The 17473-nt window shown below is 58.5% G+C and carries 15 protein-coding genes and 1 tRNA gene; 9 read left to right on the top strand and 7 right to left on the bottom strand.

The window, feature by feature from the left end; all coding sequences use genetic code 11:
- Positions 1-7: 7 nt before the first annotated feature.
- From ACIOU6_RS07485 to ACIOU6_RS07475, 3 genes are all read left to right on the top strand, one after another.
- Positions 8-448 (top strand): chemotaxis protein CheY, encoded by a 441-nt coding sequence (locus ACIOU6_RS07485; RefSeq protein WP_401135082.1) that lies wholly within the window; start codon positions 8-10, stop codon positions 446-448.
- Positions 449-583: 135 nt separating this feature from the next.
- Complete coding sequence (locus ACIOU6_RS07480; RefSeq protein WP_221732926.1) at positions 584-1210, top strand: response regulator transcription factor; 627 nt, start codon at positions 584-586, stop codon at positions 1208-1210.
- 10 nt (positions 1211-1220) lie between these two features.
- Positions 1221-4439 (top strand): ATP-binding protein, encoded by a 3219-nt coding sequence (locus tag ACIOU6_RS07475; protein ID WP_401135079.1) that lies wholly within the window; start codon positions 1221-1223, stop codon positions 4437-4439.
- Between the two features lie 5 nt (positions 4440-4444).
- Here the strand turns inward: ACIOU6_RS07475 and dkgB are convergent, their stop codons facing one another.
- A complete protein-coding gene (gene dkgB, locus ACIOU6_RS07470) occupies positions 4445-5248 on the bottom strand; it encodes a 2,5-didehydrogluconate reductase DkgB (RefSeq protein WP_401135077.1) in 804 nt (267 codons plus the stop codon).
- Positions 5249-5498: 250 nt separating this feature from the next.
- Here dkgB and ACIOU6_RS07465 point away from each other — a divergent pair, with 250 nt between their 5' ends.
- The 3 genes from ACIOU6_RS07465 to ACIOU6_RS07455 all read left to right on the top strand — a co-directional run bounded on the left by ACIOU6_RS07465 (position 5499) and on the right by ACIOU6_RS07455 (position 8916).
- Entirely contained in the window at positions 5499-6365 is an 867-nt protein-coding gene (locus ACIOU6_RS07465; RefSeq protein WP_221732923.1) for a pirin family protein, read from the top strand.
- Positions 6366-6520: 155 nt separating this feature from the next.
- Positions 6521-7963, top strand: coding sequence for a mechanosensitive ion channel family protein (locus ACIOU6_RS07460; RefSeq protein WP_221732922.1), 1443 nt, complete (start codon positions 6521-6523; stop codon positions 7961-7963).
- Between the two features lie 125 nt (positions 7964-8088).
- Positions 8089-8916: an arylamine N-acetyltransferase gene (locus ACIOU6_RS07455; protein WP_401135073.1), complete on the top strand. Its 828-nt coding sequence runs from the start codon at positions 8089-8091 to the stop codon at positions 8914-8916.
- A gap of 3 nt (positions 8917-8919) precedes the next feature.
- Here the strand turns inward: ACIOU6_RS07455 and ACIOU6_RS07450 are convergent, their stop codons facing one another.
- The gene (locus tag ACIOU6_RS07450) at positions 8920-9252 is read right to left on the bottom strand and encodes a BrnA antitoxin family protein (protein ID WP_221732920.1); all 333 of its coding nucleotides are present in this window, start codon (positions 9250-9252) and stop codon (positions 8920-8922) included.
- 3 nt (positions 9253-9255) lie between these two features.
- Positions 9256-9540 (bottom strand): BrnT family toxin, encoded by a 285-nt coding sequence (locus ACIOU6_RS07445; RefSeq protein ID WP_401135166.1) that lies wholly within the window; start codon positions 9538-9540, stop codon positions 9256-9258.
- 255 nt (positions 9541-9795) lie between these two features.
- On the opposite strand from ACIOU6_RS07445, the gene ACIOU6_RS07440 reads away from it, so the two are divergent.
- Positions 9796-11322 (top strand): nucleobase:cation symporter-2 family protein, encoded by a 1527-nt coding sequence (locus tag ACIOU6_RS07440; RefSeq protein WP_401135069.1) that lies wholly within the window; start codon positions 9796-9798, stop codon positions 11320-11322.
- 123 nt (positions 11323-11445) lie between these two features.
- On the opposite strand, the gene ACIOU6_RS07435 is transcribed toward ACIOU6_RS07440, so the two are convergent.
- Positions 11446-11521 (bottom strand) — tRNA-Asn (locus ACIOU6_RS07435).
- Between the two features lie 228 nt (positions 11522-11749).
- On the opposite strand from ACIOU6_RS07435, the gene ACIOU6_RS07430 reads away from it, so the two are divergent.
- Complete coding sequence (locus ACIOU6_RS07430; RefSeq protein WP_221733758.1) at positions 11750-11980, top strand: hypothetical protein; 231 nt, start codon at positions 11750-11752, stop codon at positions 11978-11980.
- Here ACIOU6_RS07430 and ACIOU6_RS07425 read toward each other — a convergent pair.
- The gene (locus ACIOU6_RS07425) at positions 11977-12177 is read right to left on the bottom strand and encodes a hypothetical protein (protein WP_221733759.1); all 201 of its coding nucleotides are present in this window, start codon (positions 12175-12177) and stop codon (positions 11977-11979) included. The two genes, ACIOU6_RS07430 and ACIOU6_RS07425, sit on opposite strands and share 4 nt — an antisense overlap.
- Positions 12178-12308: 131 nt before the next feature.
- Positions 12309-13505: an amino acid aminotransferase gene (locus tag ACIOU6_RS07420; protein ID WP_339465544.1), complete on the bottom strand. Its 1197-nt coding sequence runs from the start codon at positions 13503-13505 to the stop codon at positions 12309-12311.
- Between the two features lie 337 nt (positions 13506-13842).
- Here ACIOU6_RS07420 and uvrB point away from each other — a divergent pair, with 337 nt between their 5' ends.
- On the top strand, positions 13843-15858 hold the full coding sequence (uvrB, locus tag ACIOU6_RS07415; protein ID WP_401135065.1) for an excinuclease ABC subunit UvrB: 2016 nt from the start codon (positions 13843-13845) through the stop codon (positions 15856-15858).
- A gap of 113 nt (positions 15859-15971) precedes the next feature.
- On the opposite strand, the gene ACIOU6_RS07410 is transcribed toward uvrB, so the two are convergent.
- On the bottom strand, positions 15972-17462 hold the full coding sequence (locus ACIOU6_RS07410; protein ID WP_401135164.1) for an MDR family MFS transporter: 1491 nt from the start codon (positions 17460-17462) through the stop codon (positions 15972-15974).
- Positions 17463-17473: the final 11 nt, after the last annotated feature.

The following is a 17473-nucleotide window of genomic DNA, read 5'->3' as shown; positions in this document are numbered from 1 at the left end:
ATCGAGCATGATCAATAAAACCCTGCGCATCTTGATCGCCGACTCGCAGCATTTTCACCGGATGAACGTCGAACGTCTGTTCAATGGCCTCGATTACTACCGTGTTGCCCCTGTGCAGAGCCTTGTCGAGTTGCTGACCCTTGTGGAGTACGGCTGTGAACCGTTTGATGTGGTCGTCATCAATGCCGAACTGACGGCCGGCTCACTGGACCTGCCGGGTTTTCTGCTGGAAAACCCGCAGGTCCGTCACGCGTTGATATACAACGATCCTTCGGCGCCGCTGCAGGTGGCTTCGGGGTTCGCCCAGGAAAACGTCCAGGTCAGTCACGCCGCGTTACCCAATGCACAAGCGATCAAGCACTTGATGTCGCGGGTCGAGGCATCCGCCGAGCATCAATCGTCAGCCTGGAACCAGGATCAGTTTGTGCGAAGTCGAGCTCACGCATAAAAAAATGTTTGCCGCAACTGTCAGGTCTGACAGGTGATTCGCTTTCCGTTCCGTGCAACAGTCGCTGCGCAACCACTGAGTCTGGATCAGCCCATGCCGGTGGTCCTATCGCCAGATTTTGCACTGGGAGTGGTTATGAAGTCAGCGCTGATCGTCGACGATCATCCGGTGGTGCGCGCCGCCATCCGAATCGTGCTGCAAACCGAGGGCTTCAAGCAGATCTACGAGGCGTCCAGTGGCAACGAGGTGCTGCCATTGATCCGTGAGCACAAACCCCGACTGGTCGTGCTAGACCTGCGTTTGCCGGTGCTTGACGGGTTGGATGTACTGGCGCGAATCAAGGCCAGCGACCTTGACTGCCGAATTCTGGTCTTCAGTTCCCACGATCCCTTGTTTTACCAGGAGCGTTGTCTGCGTGCGGGGGCGATGGCCTACGTGACCAAGACCAACCAGTTGCAACAATTGCATAAAGCCATTCAGGCGGTGATGTCGGGCTACACCTATTTTTCCGCGCTGCCGGACAATGTCAGCGCACTGAACGCCGTGCAAACCACGGAAAAGCAGATGGTCGATCAACTCTCCGACCGGGAGTTGAGCATTTTTGTACAACTGGGGCAGGGCAGAGCCAACAAGACGATTGCCGAGGACATGCACCTGAGTCACAAGACCGTCAGTACCTACAAAACCCGTCTGATGAAGAAGCTCGGGGTCAGCTCGGCGGTGCACTTGCGCGATTTCGCCAAGCGCAATCATTTGCTCTGAGCGCCCGGTCATGAGGCCGGTATTACGGATTTTCTGGTTGTGGCTGAGCCTTGTGGCCGCTTGTTGGGCGAGTGAACCGCCGCAGTTGCTGGAGGTGCTGACCCGCACCGCTCTGGAAAGGGTCCAGCTTCCTCTGGACGAGCAGGATCGGCAATGGTTGCGTCAGCACGCGGTGTTGCGCATGGGCGTTTCCGGGCCTGATTATCCGCCGTTCGAGATAACCCGCAATCAACATGAGCTGGAAGGACTCACGGCCGATTACGCCGATCTGCTGGCGCAACTGCTCGGCATCGGCATCGAGGTCCGGCGCTATGCCAACCGCAATGCTGTGATGGATGCGCTCAAGCGCGGTGATGTCGATCTGTTGGGCACCTCCAACAGTTTTGAGGTCGCTGACCCGAAAATCATTCTGTCTCGGGCCTATGCTGACGACCAGCCGATGCTGGTGACCCGGCTCGGTGAAACCTTGCCGGTGAACCTGGCCGGCAAGCGTGTCGCCATGGTCGAAGACTATCTGCCGCTGGCGAACGTGCAGGCGTTTTATCCCGAAGCGCTCGTGCAGCGCTACCCTTCGGCGATGGATGCCCTCGGTGCAGTGGCGTTTGGCGCAGATGACGTTTATCTGGGCGACTTCATCAGTGCCAACTACTTGATCAACACCAATTATCGCAACGACTTGCAATTGGCTGGGCCGTCGGGGCTCGATGCCAATCCGTTCGGCTTTGCGCTGTTGCGAACCGATGTGCGCCTCAGACGCCTCGTCGACAAGGCGTTGGCGAGCATTCCCATGGAGCATCGTCTGCGCATAGAACAGCGTTGGAGCGCGGGTCTCGCCGAGATGGCCGAACAGACGCAGGTGCAACTCAGTACCGCAGAGCAGCAATGGCTGGGCCAACACCCTGTGGTGCGAGTCGGCGGCATCGAAGATTTCGCCCCGCTGACGTTCTTTGATGCAAACGGCCGTTTCAGTGGGCTTTCGGCGCAATTGCTGAACTTGATCAGCCAGCGTAGCGGGCTGCATTTCGAGATCGTGCGCGGGGGCTCGCTGGACCGTCAGATCGAGCAACTGAAGATGGAGGCGCTTGACGTGTTGCCCGTGGTGACACCCAGCAGCGAGCGTGAAACCGAACTGCAGTTCACCCGGGCCTATCTGAACAATCCCTTTGTGCTGGTCAGTGCGGCCACAGCGCAGAGCCCTCGCGATCTCGACGATTTGGCGGGGAAGCGCCTGGCGATTTATCGTGGTCACCCATTGCGCGCTTATCTGCTGGGACGCGTACCCGCCATTCACCTGGTCGAAGTCAAAAGTCCCGCCGAAGGTATGGCGCTGATCGCCAAAGGCCAAGTGGACGCGACGGTCAGCTCGTTGCTGGTGGCGCGTTATCTGATTGCCCGCCAGTACCGCTCGCGTCTGCGCATTACCGGTACCGTGGGTGATCAACCCGCCCGTATCGCGCTGGCCACTTCGCCGCAGGCGCCAATACTGCATTCGATCCTGAACAAGGCACTGCTGAGCATCGCCCCGCAGCAGGTGGACGAACTGGTCGAGCGCTGGGGGCATGATGTGGTGGTGGAGGATAGCTATTGGCTGCGTCATCGCCGCATGATTGTCCTGGGATTTGTCGCTGCGGCGAGCCTGCTGTTGCTGGCATTGGTCTGGATCGGTCTTCAGCGCAGGCAAATCCGCCAGCGTCAGCAATGGTTGCAGCAATTGCAGGAAGCCAAGGACGTTGCGGACGACGCCAATCGGGCCAAGACCACTTTTCTGGCGACCATGAGCCACGAGATCCGCACACCGATGAATGCGTTGATCGGCATGCTCGAACTGGCGCTGAAAAGGGCCGATGAAGGCGTGACTGATCGCTTGGCGATTCAGGTGGCCTCCAACGCCGGGCAACAATTGCTGGCCCTGATCGGCGACATTCTCGACATTGCACGTATTGAAAACGGGCATTTGTCCCTGGCCCCCGAACGGGCCAATCTGCGTGAACTGGTGGTGTCGGTATGCCGGGTTTTTGAAGGGCTGGCGCGGCAGAAGCGCTTGCTGTGGCAGATCGAGCTTGATGCCGGCAGTGACGTCGATGTGTTGATTGACCCGACGCGCTTCAAGCAAGTGCTGTCGAATCTGCTGAGCAACGCGATCAAATTCACCGAGGAGGGCGAGGTGCGTTTGTGGCTTGCGGTGACAGCAACATCGGCCGAGCGACTGGCAGTGAGAGTGGTCATCGAAGACAGCGGGATCGGTATCAGCGCGCAGGATCGGCAACGGCTGTTCAGCCCGTTCGTTCAGGCCAGCAATAACGCGCAATCGGTGCGCAGCGGTTCCGGGCTGGGCCTGGTGATCAGTCGTAGCCTCTGCGAAATGATGGGCGGCGCGTTACGGCTAGACAGCGAACCCGGCCACGGAACGCAAGTTGAAGTCAGTCTCGAGTTGCCGCTGCTGACCGCGCTCGCGCAGAACCCGGCGACCGCTCAAACCCTGGGCGCGCCGGAACACGCCCTGAGCGTTCTAGTGGTGGACGATCATCCGGTGAACCGATTGTTACTAGGCTGGCAGTTGAGTGAGCTGGGGCATGTCACGGTCGATACCGAGGACGGCCATCAAGCACTGGAGTGTTGGCGGGCACAGCCGTTCGATGTGGTGATCACCGACTGCAACATGCCCCGGCGCAACGGCTATGAACTGGCACGATCAATCCGTGACGAAGAAGCCGCGAGCGGCCGTGCACCTTGCCTGATTCTGGGTTTCACCGCCAACGCGCAGGTCGAGGAGAAGGTTCGCTGTCTTGAAGCCGGCATGGACGAATGTCTGTTCAAACCGATCCGTTTGCACGATCTGCAGCAGGCCCTGAATGGCGCGAGCCAATGCGCGAGCGATGTCGATTCGACCGAGCATATTGCCCTGACAGAAATCGACTTGAGCACACTGGAGCAAATGGCCGGCGATGATCTCGCGTTGATCGAGCGCCTGCGTGAAGAAGTGTTGAACAGTCTGCATCACGATCTGCAACGACTTGACGATTTGAACGCCGAGGACGACCACGCTGGGCTGCGCGAGCTGGCCCATCACATCAAGGGCGGAGCACAGATGGTGGGCGCGGAGCGGGTGGTGTCGGCGTGCGCTGATCTTGAGCTGGCTTGTCGAGAGGCCGAAGCCGTCGTCATCATCGTGGCGATCAATGCGTTGCGCGCGGCCATGCACGGCCTCGCGCAACGTCTTCAAGCCTGAGCCGGTTAATCCCAGTCGGGCGCAATGCCTTTGGGGCTGGTCAGGCGATGGCCGCGATCCAGTGTGGCGATTTTCGCCATGTCGGCGTCGCTCAAGGTCAGCGTGGTTGCGCCGAGGTTGCTTTGCAGGTTGGCACGCTTTGTCGATGACGGGATCACCGCATACCCCGATTGCATGGCCCAGGCGAGCGTGACTTGCGCCGGGGTGGCGTGCAGGCGTTCGGCAATTTGTTGAATCACGGGATCCTTGAGCACTTCGCCGTAAGCGAGGGTCATGTACGACGTGATGTGAATGCCCTGGCTGTTGGCGAACGCGGCCACTTTGCGGTTTTGCAGGTAGGGATGCAGCTCGATCTGGTTGGTTGCGATGTTCTCGGCGCCGACGGTAGCAATCGCTTGTTTCATCAGGTCGATGGTGAAGTTGGAAATACCGATCTGCCGGGTCAGGCCCAGACGCCTGGCTTCAAGCAGTTCGCCCATGAACACCTCGACCGGTACTTGATCGTCCGGCGAAGGCCAGTGGATCAGCGTCAGGTCGAGGTAGTCGGTCTGCAGTTTTTGCAGGCTTTCCTTGAGGCTGTCGATCAGGCGAACCTTGGCGAAGTTGGCGACCCAGATCTTGCTGGTGATGAACAGTTCTTCGCGTGCGATGCCGCTGGCAGCGATGGCTTGGCCGACGTCGGCTTCGTTTTCATAGATCTGCGCGGTGTCAATCACCCGGTAGCCGAGCTCAAGTGCGGTACTCACCGAATCAATGACCACCTGGCCTTGCAGGCGAAACGTACCAAGACCGAAAGCGGGAACAGACATGAAGGACTCCAGGGTTGCAGTGGGGATGGACAGGAGTATCGGCGTCTGCATCCATGAGAAAAACCGTTGGTGGGACAAAGCACCTTTGACCTCAGGTCATGAATCTTTTCGGATGTATGTGTTGTCTGGGCCTTTCGCCAGCGAATCGTTCAGGAGGTAGAACGCTGAGGCCGATTTTTGCCGTCTAGTGCATTAATGGTCATGGATTTAAGCTTAATCCATCGCCTCACTCACCCTATTGGAGCCCTCCATGAAAAACATCATCGGTATCTACACCAGCCCTCGGGGCCATTGGGTCGGCGATGGTTTTCCGGTTCGCACACTGTTTTCCTACGACAGCATGGGCAAACACATCAGCCCGTTCCTGCTGCTCGATCATGCCGGTCCCGCCGAATTCACTCCGACCACCGAGCGACGCGGCGTCGGCCAGCATCCTCATCGCGGGTTTGAAACCGTGACCATTGTTTACGACGGCGAAGTGCAGCACCGCGACTCGACCGGCAGCGGCGGCACCATCGGCCCCGGCGATGTGCAATGGATGACGGCTGCTTCCGGGATTTTGCATGAGGAGTTCCACTCCGAGAATTTCGCCAAAACCGGCGGCAATCTGGAGATGGTCCAGTTGTGGGTCAACCTGCCGGCCAAAGACAAAATGGCCGCGCCGGGTTATCAGACGATTCTCGATAGCGAGATTCCGAACATCGCGCTCAAGGACAACGCCGGCAGCCTGCGCCTGATCGCCGGTGAGTTCGAAGGCCATCAAGGCCCGTCGCGTACCTTCACGCCAATCGACGTGTGGGACTTGCGTCTGAACGCCGGCAAGTTGCTGACGCTCGATCTGCTCGAGGGCCGTAACACCGCATTGGTGGTGTTGAAAGGTTCGGTGCAAGTCAACAGTCTGCAAGCCGCGTGCGAAGGGCAGTTGGTGCTGTTGGAGCGCCACGGCCATCAACTGACCCTCGAAGCCAGCCAGGACGCGGTGGTGTTGCTGCTCAGCGGCGAGCCGATCGACGAACCGATCGTCGGCCATGGCCCGTTCGTGATGAACACCGAGCAGGAAATTCATCAGGCCTTTGCCGATTTCCAGTCCGGACGGTTTGGTCGAATGCACGCTTGACGCCTTAATCGCCAAAAACTTTGTGGGAGCAAGCTTATTCCCACAGGTTTTCTTGTTGTCAGTGAAGTCGTGCTCATTTTCTGAAATCAATGACTCCTACACTGTCCCCAATCTGTGCGATCTTCTCGCGATTGGCCCCCCGTCGGAGTTGTTTGATGCTGTCTCTGCTGACCGAACACCCTTTGTTTTGCGCGTTGATCCTGATCCTGCTCGACCTCGGGCTGTGGCGTCTGATCAGCGCCCGTGGCAGTGAGTGGAAATTGCTGGTGCGGGTGCTGATTTTCAGCGTGTTCAGTGTGTTGTTGTTCAACGAAGGCCTGAGCCCCATGGAGCCGGCACCCTGGGCAGACGATGTACCGTTGCACATGGCGGCGACTGCGCTACAGATTGCCTGGTGGCTGTTCGGCGCACGCACCCTGACGGTGTTGATCGGCGCGGTGATGATGCAGAGGGTCGGGCACACTGGGCGTTTGCTACAAGACTTGTTGGGTGCCGTGATCTTTCTGATCGCGATCATTGCGGCGTTGGCCTACGTGCTGGATCTGCCGGTCAAAGGTGTGCTGGCGACGTCTGGCGCTTTGGCAATCATCGTCGGTCTGGCCTTGCAGAGCACGTTGAGCGATGTGTTTTCCGGGATCGTCCTCAACACCACCAAGCCGTATCAACTCGATGACTGGATCTCCATCGACGGCACCGAAGGTCGGGTCACCGACATCGACTGGCGCGCCACCCGCCTGCAAACCAGCCAAGGCAACATGGCGGTGATTCCCAACTCGCTGGCGGCCAAGGCCAAGATCATCAACTTCAGCCGGCCGAGCAACATGTTCGGCGTGGCCGTCAGTGTGCAAGTCAGCCCGCATGCGCGACCGAGCACGGTGATCGATGCGCTGGAGCGCGCGATGCAGGGCTGTCGTCAGCTTCTGGACACCCCAGCGCCGAGTGTGGCGCTCAAAAACGCTGGCAGCGATGGGGCAGAGTACGAAATCAATGGTTTCGTCGCGTCGATGGGCGAGAAACGTGTGGTGCGCAATCAACTGTTCGACCTGGCGTATCGGCACTTGCAGGCATCCGGGGTCAATCTGCTGTCGAGGGCCGAGCCTGCCGTGCCGGGCAATCTCTCGCGGCCGCGGGCGTTGCTCGACAGCTCACCGATTTTCTCGACGTTGCGTCAGGAAGAGAAAGACACCTTCAGCCAGAACATGACCCTGCAATCCTTCCGCGCCGGCGAGCAGATTCTGGGCGCAGGGGAGGTCAGCGATCACCTGTACATCATTGAATCCGGCGTGGTCACTGTGGCGCTGACCCGCCATGGCGCACCGTTCGAGTCCGCACGCATGGGGCCGGGCGAAGTGATCGGCGAGGCCGGCATTCTTTCCGATTCGTCGGTGCCCGCCACGTTTACCGCCAAGACCTTTTGCGCGTTGTACCGCATCGAGAAGACTTACCTGAAACCGTGCCTGGATGCCCGCCACGACATCAGCGACGCGATGCAAACCTTGCTCGATTACCGTCTGTACAAAGCGCAATCCCTGACCGAGGACGCGCCGGTCATCGTGCCGAAAAAAGGCTTTTTGCAATGGTTGCGTAATCGCGCCTGAGTGGCTTGGCACTGGTGCGATTGCCTGCGGTATTTGTGTCTCAAGGATTGCCTCGGCATCTTTTGGGGTTATTTTAGTCAGCCATCGGCGGAGCTATCCGCAGCCATATGCAAAAGGACTGGGCAATGAGCGAACCACGCCTGACAAATCTGAAACGCTACCTGCGACGTCTCGGCTTCGATGCTCCACCCCCGCCGACGCTGGAGACCCTGCGCCAATTGCAGTTGCGCCACACGGGCGCGTTTGTCTTCGAGAACCTGTCGACGATCGGCGGTGAACCGGTGTTGATCGACCTTGCCTCTGTAGAGCAGAAAGTCCTGCACGATGGCCGTGGCGGTTACTGCTACGAACTCAATCACCTGTTTTTTGCCCTGTTGCTTGAATTGGGCTTCGATGCCCGGGCCATCAGTGGGCGAGTAGTGATGAATCAGCCTGAAGGTACTTGGACCGCACGTACGCACCGTCTGAGTCTGGTGACGTTGGATGGCGTGCGCTACATCACCGATGTCGGCTTCGGTGGCATGGTGCCAACTGCACCGTTGATGCTCGACACTGAGGCCGAACAAACCACGCCACACGAACCGTATCGCATCGAAAACCGTGCCGATGGCTACATGCTGCGCGCCAACGTTGCAGGTGAATGGCGCCCTATGTACCTGTTTGACCTGCAACGCCAGGAAGACATCGATTACACCATCGGCAACTGGTACGTCTCGACCCACCCGGAATCGCCGTTCTGCCAACGCCTTATGGTCGCGCGCACGGGTAACGGCTGGCGCAAGACGCTGAACAACGGCAGTTTCGCGATCCATCGCATGGGCTCCGCCAGTGAACGGCGGGAGGTGACGGATGTTGATGAGTTGATCGAGTTGTTGCAGCAGGAATTCGATCTTCGCCTGCCTCAACAACCGCGCCTGAGCCACGCGCTGGGGCGGATGATTGTCCCCGCCTGAAGCCTAGGGCTTCGCCTCTGGCTCCAGTACCCGACGTATCTCCCCGACGGCCGCCGACAGCTTTTTCTCAAGACTCTTGAGGTCGGCGGCGGTAATACCTTTCTTGAACTGCCCGCAGTGGCCTGACTCGGCCGGGCCCTGACTCTCTGTGCCATTGAGCAAGGCGTGGCGCAGGGTGTTATTGATCACCGTCTGATACCCAAACCCCTCGTTTTCCGCCACGGTGCGAGCGGCCTCGATGACCGCGTCGTCGAGCATGATGGTGATGCGGGTTTTACCCTTGGTGGACGCCACGGCGCCGCGTTTGCCTTGAGAGAAGTCAAATTCGTCTTTCATCGATCAAGCCTCTATAGAATATTGGCGACGCTCGCTTGGGGTGGCGACACGCGCAGAAATAATTCGAATGACATTGGCTTCGCGGTAACTGTACGCAACGACCAGCAACCGTCCCTTACCGTCGAGGCCCAGGGTGATCCAGCGTGGCTCTGCATGGTCGTTGTCCTCAATCGTCAGTGCGCATTCGTCGTGAAAGACCGGTTCTGTCTCGGCGAGGCTGACACCTTTGTGCTTGAGTTTGTTGGCTGCGTTCTTGCTTTTGTCGTACTGAATGTCGAATGACTTAATTATGCATACTTTATATGTATAAAAAAGAGCGCGACCACACCGTCGGTCGCCATGAGCACTTCAGCCTAGTGGGTGATGACGCAAGGTCAGACGGGGATGTGTTGCCGGATTTGTGGGGGGATGCGAGCAGGGGGATAGAAGGTTGGGTGGCTACCTATCCATTATGTGACTGGTAAGTTGTATACAACTCTATGGACATTTGTCACAAGTATTGAATACAGTGTGCGCATAACAAAAACCAGGGACCCCCCCACCATGAAAACGCCCCATGTTTCACACCAACGGCCCGAGGACGAAAATCTCGGGGTCGGCGCGAATATGGCTTACGGCCTGCAACATGTTCTGACCATGTACGGCGGTATCGTTGCGGTGCCACTGATCATCGGCCAGGCAGCCGGGCTTTCGCCGGCAGACATTGGTTTGCTGATCGCTGCTTCGTTGTTTGCGGGGGGGCTGGCAACACTGCTGCAAACCCTGGGTCTGCCGTTCTTTGGCTGTCAGTTGCCGCTGGTACAAGGTGTGTCGTTCTCCGGCGTTGCGACCATGGTCGCGATCGTCAGCAGTGGCGGGGAGGGTGGCTTCCAGTCGGTGCTTGGCGCTGTGATTGCCGCATCCTTGATCGGCCTGCTGATCACTCCGGTGTTCTCGCGAATTACCAAGTTCTTTCCTCCCTTGGTGACCGGCATTGTGATCACCACTATCGGCCTGACGCTGATGCCGGTGGCCGCACGCTGGGCCATGGGCGGCAACAGCCACGCGCCGGACTTCGGCAGCATGCAAAACATCGGGCTGGCGGCGGTTACGCTGGTGCTGGTGTTGCTGTTGAGCAAGGTGGGCAGCTCCACAATCTCGCGTCTGTCGATCCTGTTGGCCATGGTGATTGGCACGGTACTGGCGGTATTCCTTGGCATGGCGGACTTCTCCAGCGTCACTCAAGGCCCGATGTTCGGCTTCCCGACGCCATTCCACTTCGGCATGCCGACGTTCCACTTCGCCGCGATTCTGTCGATGTGCATCGTGGTCATGGTGACGCTGGTAGAGACATCGGCGGACATCCTCGCGGTCGGTGAGATCATCGGCACCAAGGTGGACTCCAAGCGCCTGGGCAACGGTCTGCGTGCGGACATGTTGTCGAGCATGTTTGCGCCGATCTTCGGCTCCTTCACGCAAAGCGCCTTCGCCCAGAACGTCGGGCTGGTGGCGGTGACAGGAATAAAAAGCCGTTTTGTGGTGGCCACTGGCGGTGTCTTCCTGGTGATCCTCGGCCTGTTGCCGTTCATGGGGCGGGTGATTGCGGCAGTACCGACATCGGTGCTCGGCGGCGCAGGTATCGTGCTGTTCGGCACCGTTGCGGCGAGCGGTATCCGCACCCTGTCGAAGGTGGATTACCGCAACAACGTCAATCTGATCATTGTTGCCACCTCAATCGGTTTCGGCATGATCCCGATTGCCGCGCCGAACTTCTACGATCACTTCCCGAGCTGGTTCGCGACCATTTTCCACTCGGGCATCAGTTCGTCGGCGATCATGGCGATCGTGCTCAACCTGGCGTTCAACCACTTCACCACCGGCAACTCGGATCAGCAATCGGTGTTTGCGGCGGCGGAAGAGCGCACCCTGCGCTATCGTGATCTGGCGGCGCTGCGTGAAGGCGATTACTTCAGCGACGGCAAACTGCATGACTGCGATGGCAAGGAAGTGCCAGTGATCGAGCCTGATGCGGAGCATGACCATGGCCAAGGTTCGCCGAAGGTGCAGGCGAAAAGCAGCGAGCATGTCTGACCGCTGACTGAATGCATAAGGCCGATCTGGAGACAGATCGGCCTTTTCGTTTCAAGGGAAAAAGATATTTTCGAGCGCCCACAAAAAAGCCCCTGAATCTTTCGATTCAGGGGCTTTGCTATTTGGCTCCACAACCTGGACTCGAACCAGGGACCCAATGATTAACAGTCATTTGCTCTACCAACTGAGCTATTGCGGAATTGGTGCGTATGTTACTGATTCAAAAAGAGAAGTCAAGCATCGATTAGCAAAATAAGTGATTCGCCGGGACGGACGGTGGTTTATCCGCGATTGGCGGTTACCAGAACAGCGCCGGAGGTCTACCATGGCCGCCCGGAAGTGATATCACGCGCTGCCGGCCATTAGCCGAAAAGGTACGCGCCATGAATCACTCGAGTTTCAAATTCCGCACAAGTGAGGTGTTCGCATGAGCATTGCGCAAATCAGCCTGCCGAAAGGCGTCGGTCCACACGCCGAAAAACTCTTCGACGCGATCACTCAGGCCAGCAACGCCGAAGAGTTGAACCGTGCAGGCGGTAAGGCTGAAGGTTTTGTTCTTGGCCTGGAAAGCACCAAGGCAATCAAAAGTCAGATCGCTGAATCGCTGTATGTCGCCTATGACGATGCTGCCAGTCAACGAGCGACTGAACTGGCTTAACTGCCGAAAGTAAGGGTACCGAGCATCAGTGTGGTGTAAGCCGCAGTGGCCGCCAGTTGCACCAGCCACAGCGCCAGGCCACCGAGGAATACGCCGGTTGCGACTTGCAGTACCAGGTTATTGCCGCGTTTGGCCGGCTGGCGTGGAATGAAGTCATCCAGATCGTCACGGTCAGCGCGCAGGTTGTCGTTTTTCATGTGGGTTCTCTTCAGAAAACTCGGATGTACACAAAACTTAATTGTGTGCAGTCTAGAGGGTATCGGGATTATTTCGGGGCAATAAAAAACGGGAAGCGCGCAGGCTTCCCGTTTTTCATCACGCTGCGAAATCAGATGACCTGAACAATCGCATCCGTTACAGCCTTGATGTTGCTCTGGTTCAGCGCAGCCACGCAGATGCGGCCGGTGTCCAGGGCGTAGATGCCAAACTCGTTGCGCAGGCGGTGAACCTGTTCGGTGGTCAGGCCGGAGTAGGAGAACATGCCGCGCTGGCGTCCCACGAAGCTGAAGTCACGCTGTGGCGCTTTTTGCGCCAGCAGGTCGACCATTTGCTCACGCATGCCGCGAATGCGCAGACGCATTTCTGCCAGTTCGGCTTCCCACTGAGCGCGCAGCTGCGGGCTGTTCAGCACGGCAGCCACGATGCTTGCACCGTGAGTTGGCGGGTTGGAGTAGTTGGTGCGGATGACGCGTTTGACCTGCGACAGCACGCGCGCGCTTTCTTCTTTCGACTCGCTGATGATCGACAGGGCGCCAACGCGCTCGCCGTACAGGGAGAACGACTTGGAGAACGAGCTCGACACAAAGAACGTTAGACCGGATTCAGCGAATAGACGCACAGCAGCGGCGTCTTCGTCGATACCGTCACCGAAACCCTGGTAGGCCATGTCGAGGAACGGCACGTGACCTTTGGCTTTGACCACGTCCAGCACGTTGTTCCAGTCCGCCGGAGTCAGGTCGACACCGGTCGGGTTGTGGCAGCAAGCGTGCAGCACAACGATAGAGCCGTTCGGCAGGGCGTTGAGGTCTTCGAGCATGCCGGCACGGTTCACATCGTGGGTGGCAGCGTCGTAGTAACGGTAGTTTTGCACCGCAAAACCGGCGGTTTCGAACAGCGCGCGGTGGTTTTCCCAGCTCGGATCGCTGATCGCCACGACAGCGTTCGGCAGCAGTTGCTTGAGGAAGTCAGCACCGATTTTCAGTGCGCCAGTCCCGCCGACGGCTTGAGTGGTGATGACGCGACCGGCGCCGATCAGCGGCGAGTCGTTGCCGAACAGCAGCTTTTGCACGGCCTGGTCGTAGGCAGCGATGCCATCGATCGGCAAGTAACCGCGCGAAGCGTGTTGAGCTGCGCGAACGGTTTCGGCTTCGATCACGGCGCGCAGAAGTGGAATTCGCCCCTCTTCGTTGCAGTAAACACCAACGCCCAGGTTGACCTTGGTGGTCCGGGTATCGGCGTTGAATGCTTCGTTGAGGCCCAGGATTGGATCGCGGGGTGCCATTTCGACAGCAGAGAACAGGCTCATTATTACGGCGGCTCTGAATGGAGTGTGGAGGGACGTGTCGCGCTCCAGCCGAATGCACTAGAGCGGTGCACAAACGGGGAGCTAGTATAGAGGCCATCACCGAGCAATGGCGACAGGCGAATTGGCTTTTGAGGTAAGTTTTTCCGATTATTTCTCGACCGTTAGTCTAATGGTCGTGTCAGAGTCTCTACCCGATGTAGGACGTTTGCCTTGAAAGGTGAGGCAATCGCCACCACATTGAGCAAAATCCAGGTTTTTTCTTGCGCGACATCGGTCGTTTGCGGTCGTCCCCGTGGTGTTCCGCTTTGCTCGGAATGCCGCGATCCCAGAGGTGTTTATGTCCGAATTCCAGCTAGTCACCCGCTTCGAGCCCGCCGGCGATCAGCCGGAAGCCATTCGCCAATTGGTGGAGGGTATCGAAGCCGGTCTGGCGCACCAGACGCTGCTCGGTGTGACCGGCTCGGGCAAGACCTTCAGCATCGCCAATGTCATCTCGCAGATACAGCGCCCGACGCTGGTGCTGGCGCCGAACAAAACCCTGGCCGCGCAGTTGTACGGTGAGTTCAAGGCGTTCTTCCCGAACAACGCCGTCGAATACTTCGTTTCCTACTACGACTACTACCAGCCCGAAGCCTATGTGCCGTCGTCCGACACCTTCATCGAGAAGGATGCGTCGATCAACGACCACATCGAGCAGATGCGGCTGTCCGCGACCAAAGCGCTGCTGGAGCGCAAGGACGCGATCATCGTCACCACGGTGTCGTGCATCTACGGTCTGGGCAGCCCGGAAACCTATTTGAAGATGGTGCTGCACGTCGATCGCGGCGACAAACTCGATCAGCGCGCGCTGCTACGGCGTCTGGCTGACCTGCAATACACTCGCAATGACATGGATTTTGCCCGCGCGACCTTCCGCGTGCGCGGCGATGTGATCGACATCTACCCGGCGGAATCGGATCTGGAAGCGATCCGCATCGAGTTGTTCGATGACGAGGTCGAAAGCATTTCGGCGTTCGACCCGCTGACCGGCGAAGTCATCCGTAAGATGCCGCGCTTCACCTTCTACCCGAAGAGCCACTATGTAACGCCGCGCGAGACTCTGCTCGATGCCATTGAGCACATCAAAGTTGAATTGCAGGAGCGTCTGGAATACCTGCGCAGTAACAACAAATTGGTGGAGGCTCAGCGTCTGGAGCAGCGCACCCGTTTCGATCTGGAGATGATTCTCGAGCTGGGCTACTGCAACGGCATCGAAAACTACTCGCGTTACCTCTCGGGTCGCGATTCCGGTCAGGCGCCGCCGACCTTGTTCGACTATCTTCCGGCCGATGCCTTGCTGGTGATCGACGAATCTCACGTCAGCGTGCCGCAGGTCGGCGCGATGTATAAAGGTGACCGCTCGCGTAAAGAAACCTTGGTGGAATACGGTTTTCGCCTGCCATCGGCGCTGGACAACCGGCCTATGCGTTTCGACGAATTTGAAGGCATCAGCCCGCAAACGATTTTTGTCTCGGCCACGCCGGGCAATTACGAGGCGGAACACGCCGGTCGCGTTGTCGAGCAACTGGTGCGTCCGACCGGTCTGGTGGACCCGCAAATCGAAATCCGTCCGGCGTTGACTCAGGTGGATGATCTGCTCTCGGAAATCACCAAGCGTGTGGCGCTGGAAGAACGCGTGTTGGTCACCACGCTGACCAAGCGCATGGCCGAAGACCTCACCGATTACCTCGCCGACCACGGCGTGCGCGTGCGCTATTTGCACTCGGATATCGACACGGTCGAACGGGTCGAGATCATCCGCGACTTGCGCCTCGGCACTTTTGATGTGCTGGTCGGTATCAACCTGCTGCGCGAAGGTCTGGACATGCCGGAAGTGTCGCTGGTGGCGATTCTGGATGCCGACAAGGAAGGCTTTCTGCGTTCCGAGCGCTCGCTGATCCAGACCATCGGCCGTGCCGCGCGTAACCTCAATGGCCGGGCGATTCTGTACGCCGATCGCATGACCGGTTCGATGGAGCGGGCGATTGGCGAAACCGAGCGTCGGCGTGACAAGCAGATCGCCTTCAACCTCGAAAACGGCATCACCCCCAAAGGTGTGTTCAAGGACGTCGCCGACATCATGGAAGGCGCCACCGTGCCCGGCTCGCGCAGCAAGAAGCGCAAGGGCATGGCCAAGGCTGCCGAGGAAAACGCCAAGTACGAGGCCGAATTGCGCTCGCCAAGCGAAATCACCAAACGTATTCGTGCGCTGGAAGAGAAGATGTATCAGTTGGCGCGGGATCTGGAGTTTGAAGCGGCGGCGCAGATGCGTGATGAAATTGCCAAACTGCGTGAGCGCCTTTTGGCTGTTTGATGGGCGGTTTCAGGGCCTCTTCGCGAGCAAGCCCGCTCCCACACTGGATCTGTGTTGTTCACATAAGTCCTGTGGGCTTGCTCGCGAAGGGGGGGCTACAGACGCCCTGGCAATCAGTGGGCCTCCCCAGTCTTCAGGCCTTGCGGCAATTTTTTGGTCAGTAAAATCGCCAGCATACTGATCCCCAGCGCAATCCCGACAAAATGAAACGCATCGTTATAGGCCATGATCGCTGCCTGTTGATGGACAATCTCACTCAACTTGCCCAGCGCCGCCGTATCACTGCCAAACCGATCCGCCATCGATGCCAGCCGCTCCGCCACCTGTGGATTGGTCGGCACCACCGCTTCGCGCAAGTAATCGAAGTAGGTCTTGGTTCGCGCATCCAATAGCGTCGCGAGCAGGGCAATGCCAATGGCGCCACCCAGGTTGCGCAGAATGTTGAACAGACTCGACGCTGAACCGGCATCCTGCGGCAGGATATAAGCCGTGGCGATCAGCGAAATGGTCACCATGATCAGCGGCTGGCCCAGCGCCCGAATGATCTGGATTTGATTGAACTGCGGCCCGGCAAAGTCCGGGTTGAGCACCCCCGAAGAAAAACTCGCCAGGCCGAACAGCCCGAACCCCAACGTACACAGCCACTTCGGCGAGACGAACTTCATCAGCTTCGGCACCAGCGGAATCAGAAACAGCTGCGGCACGCCCATCCACATGATCACTTCGCCGATTTGCAGGGCGTTGTAATTCTGGATCTGCGCCAGATACAGCGGCAGCAGATAAATCGAACCGTACAATCCGACACCCATGCCAAGGCTGGAAATACTCGACAAGCCGAAGTTGCGATTGCGCAGGATGCCGAGGTTGATCAGCGGATTGGGTTTGGAAATCTGCACGATGACGAAAGTGATCAGGCTCAGCAGCGCGATGCTGCCCAGGGTCACGATCAGGTTTGATTCGAGCCAGTCCTTGCGATGGCCCTCTTCAAGAAATACCTGCAAACAACCGAGGCCGACGCCCAGGGTGAGGATGCCGGTGTAGTCGGTGCTTTTCAGCAGTTCCCAATGTGCTTCTTTCTTCTCCAGCCCGTACATCAGTCCGGCGATCATGATCAGCCCCGGCGGAATGTTGATGTAGAAGATGTATTCCCAACCCCAGTTTTCCGTGAGCCAGCCGCCCAGCGTCGGGCCGATGGACGGTGCGAAAGTGGCGGTCATGGCGAACATGGCCATGCCTTTGGCGCGGTGGTGTTCGGGAAGCTTTATCAGCGTCAGGGTGAAGGCCAGTGGGATCAGTGCGCCACCGGTAAAGCCTTGCATGGCGCGAAAGACGATCATGCTCTCCAGGCTCCAGGCCATCGAGCACAACAACGAAGACGCCAGAAAGCCCAGCGACACCCACACCGCCAGGCGCCGCGCCGAGAGCAACTGCACCAGCCACGCGGTCAGCGGGATCATGATGATTTCCGCAACCAGATACGAGGTGGAAATCCACGAACCTTCTTCCAGTGTCGCCGACAGTGCGCCCTGAATATCCTTGAGCGAGGAGTTGGTGATCTGGATGTCGAGCACCGCCATAAAGGCGCCGAGCATCACGCTCATCACCGCGATCCAGT

Origin of the sequence: Pseudomonas sp. NPDC087615 (genome assembly GCF_044743445.1) — a bacterium.
Taxonomy (GTDB): Bacteria; Pseudomonadota; Gammaproteobacteria; order Pseudomonadales; family Pseudomonadaceae; genus Aquipseudomonas; species Aquipseudomonas baetica_A.
Note: the sequence above shows the minus strand (reverse complement) of the source record. Positions and strands in the feature narration are given on the sequence as shown.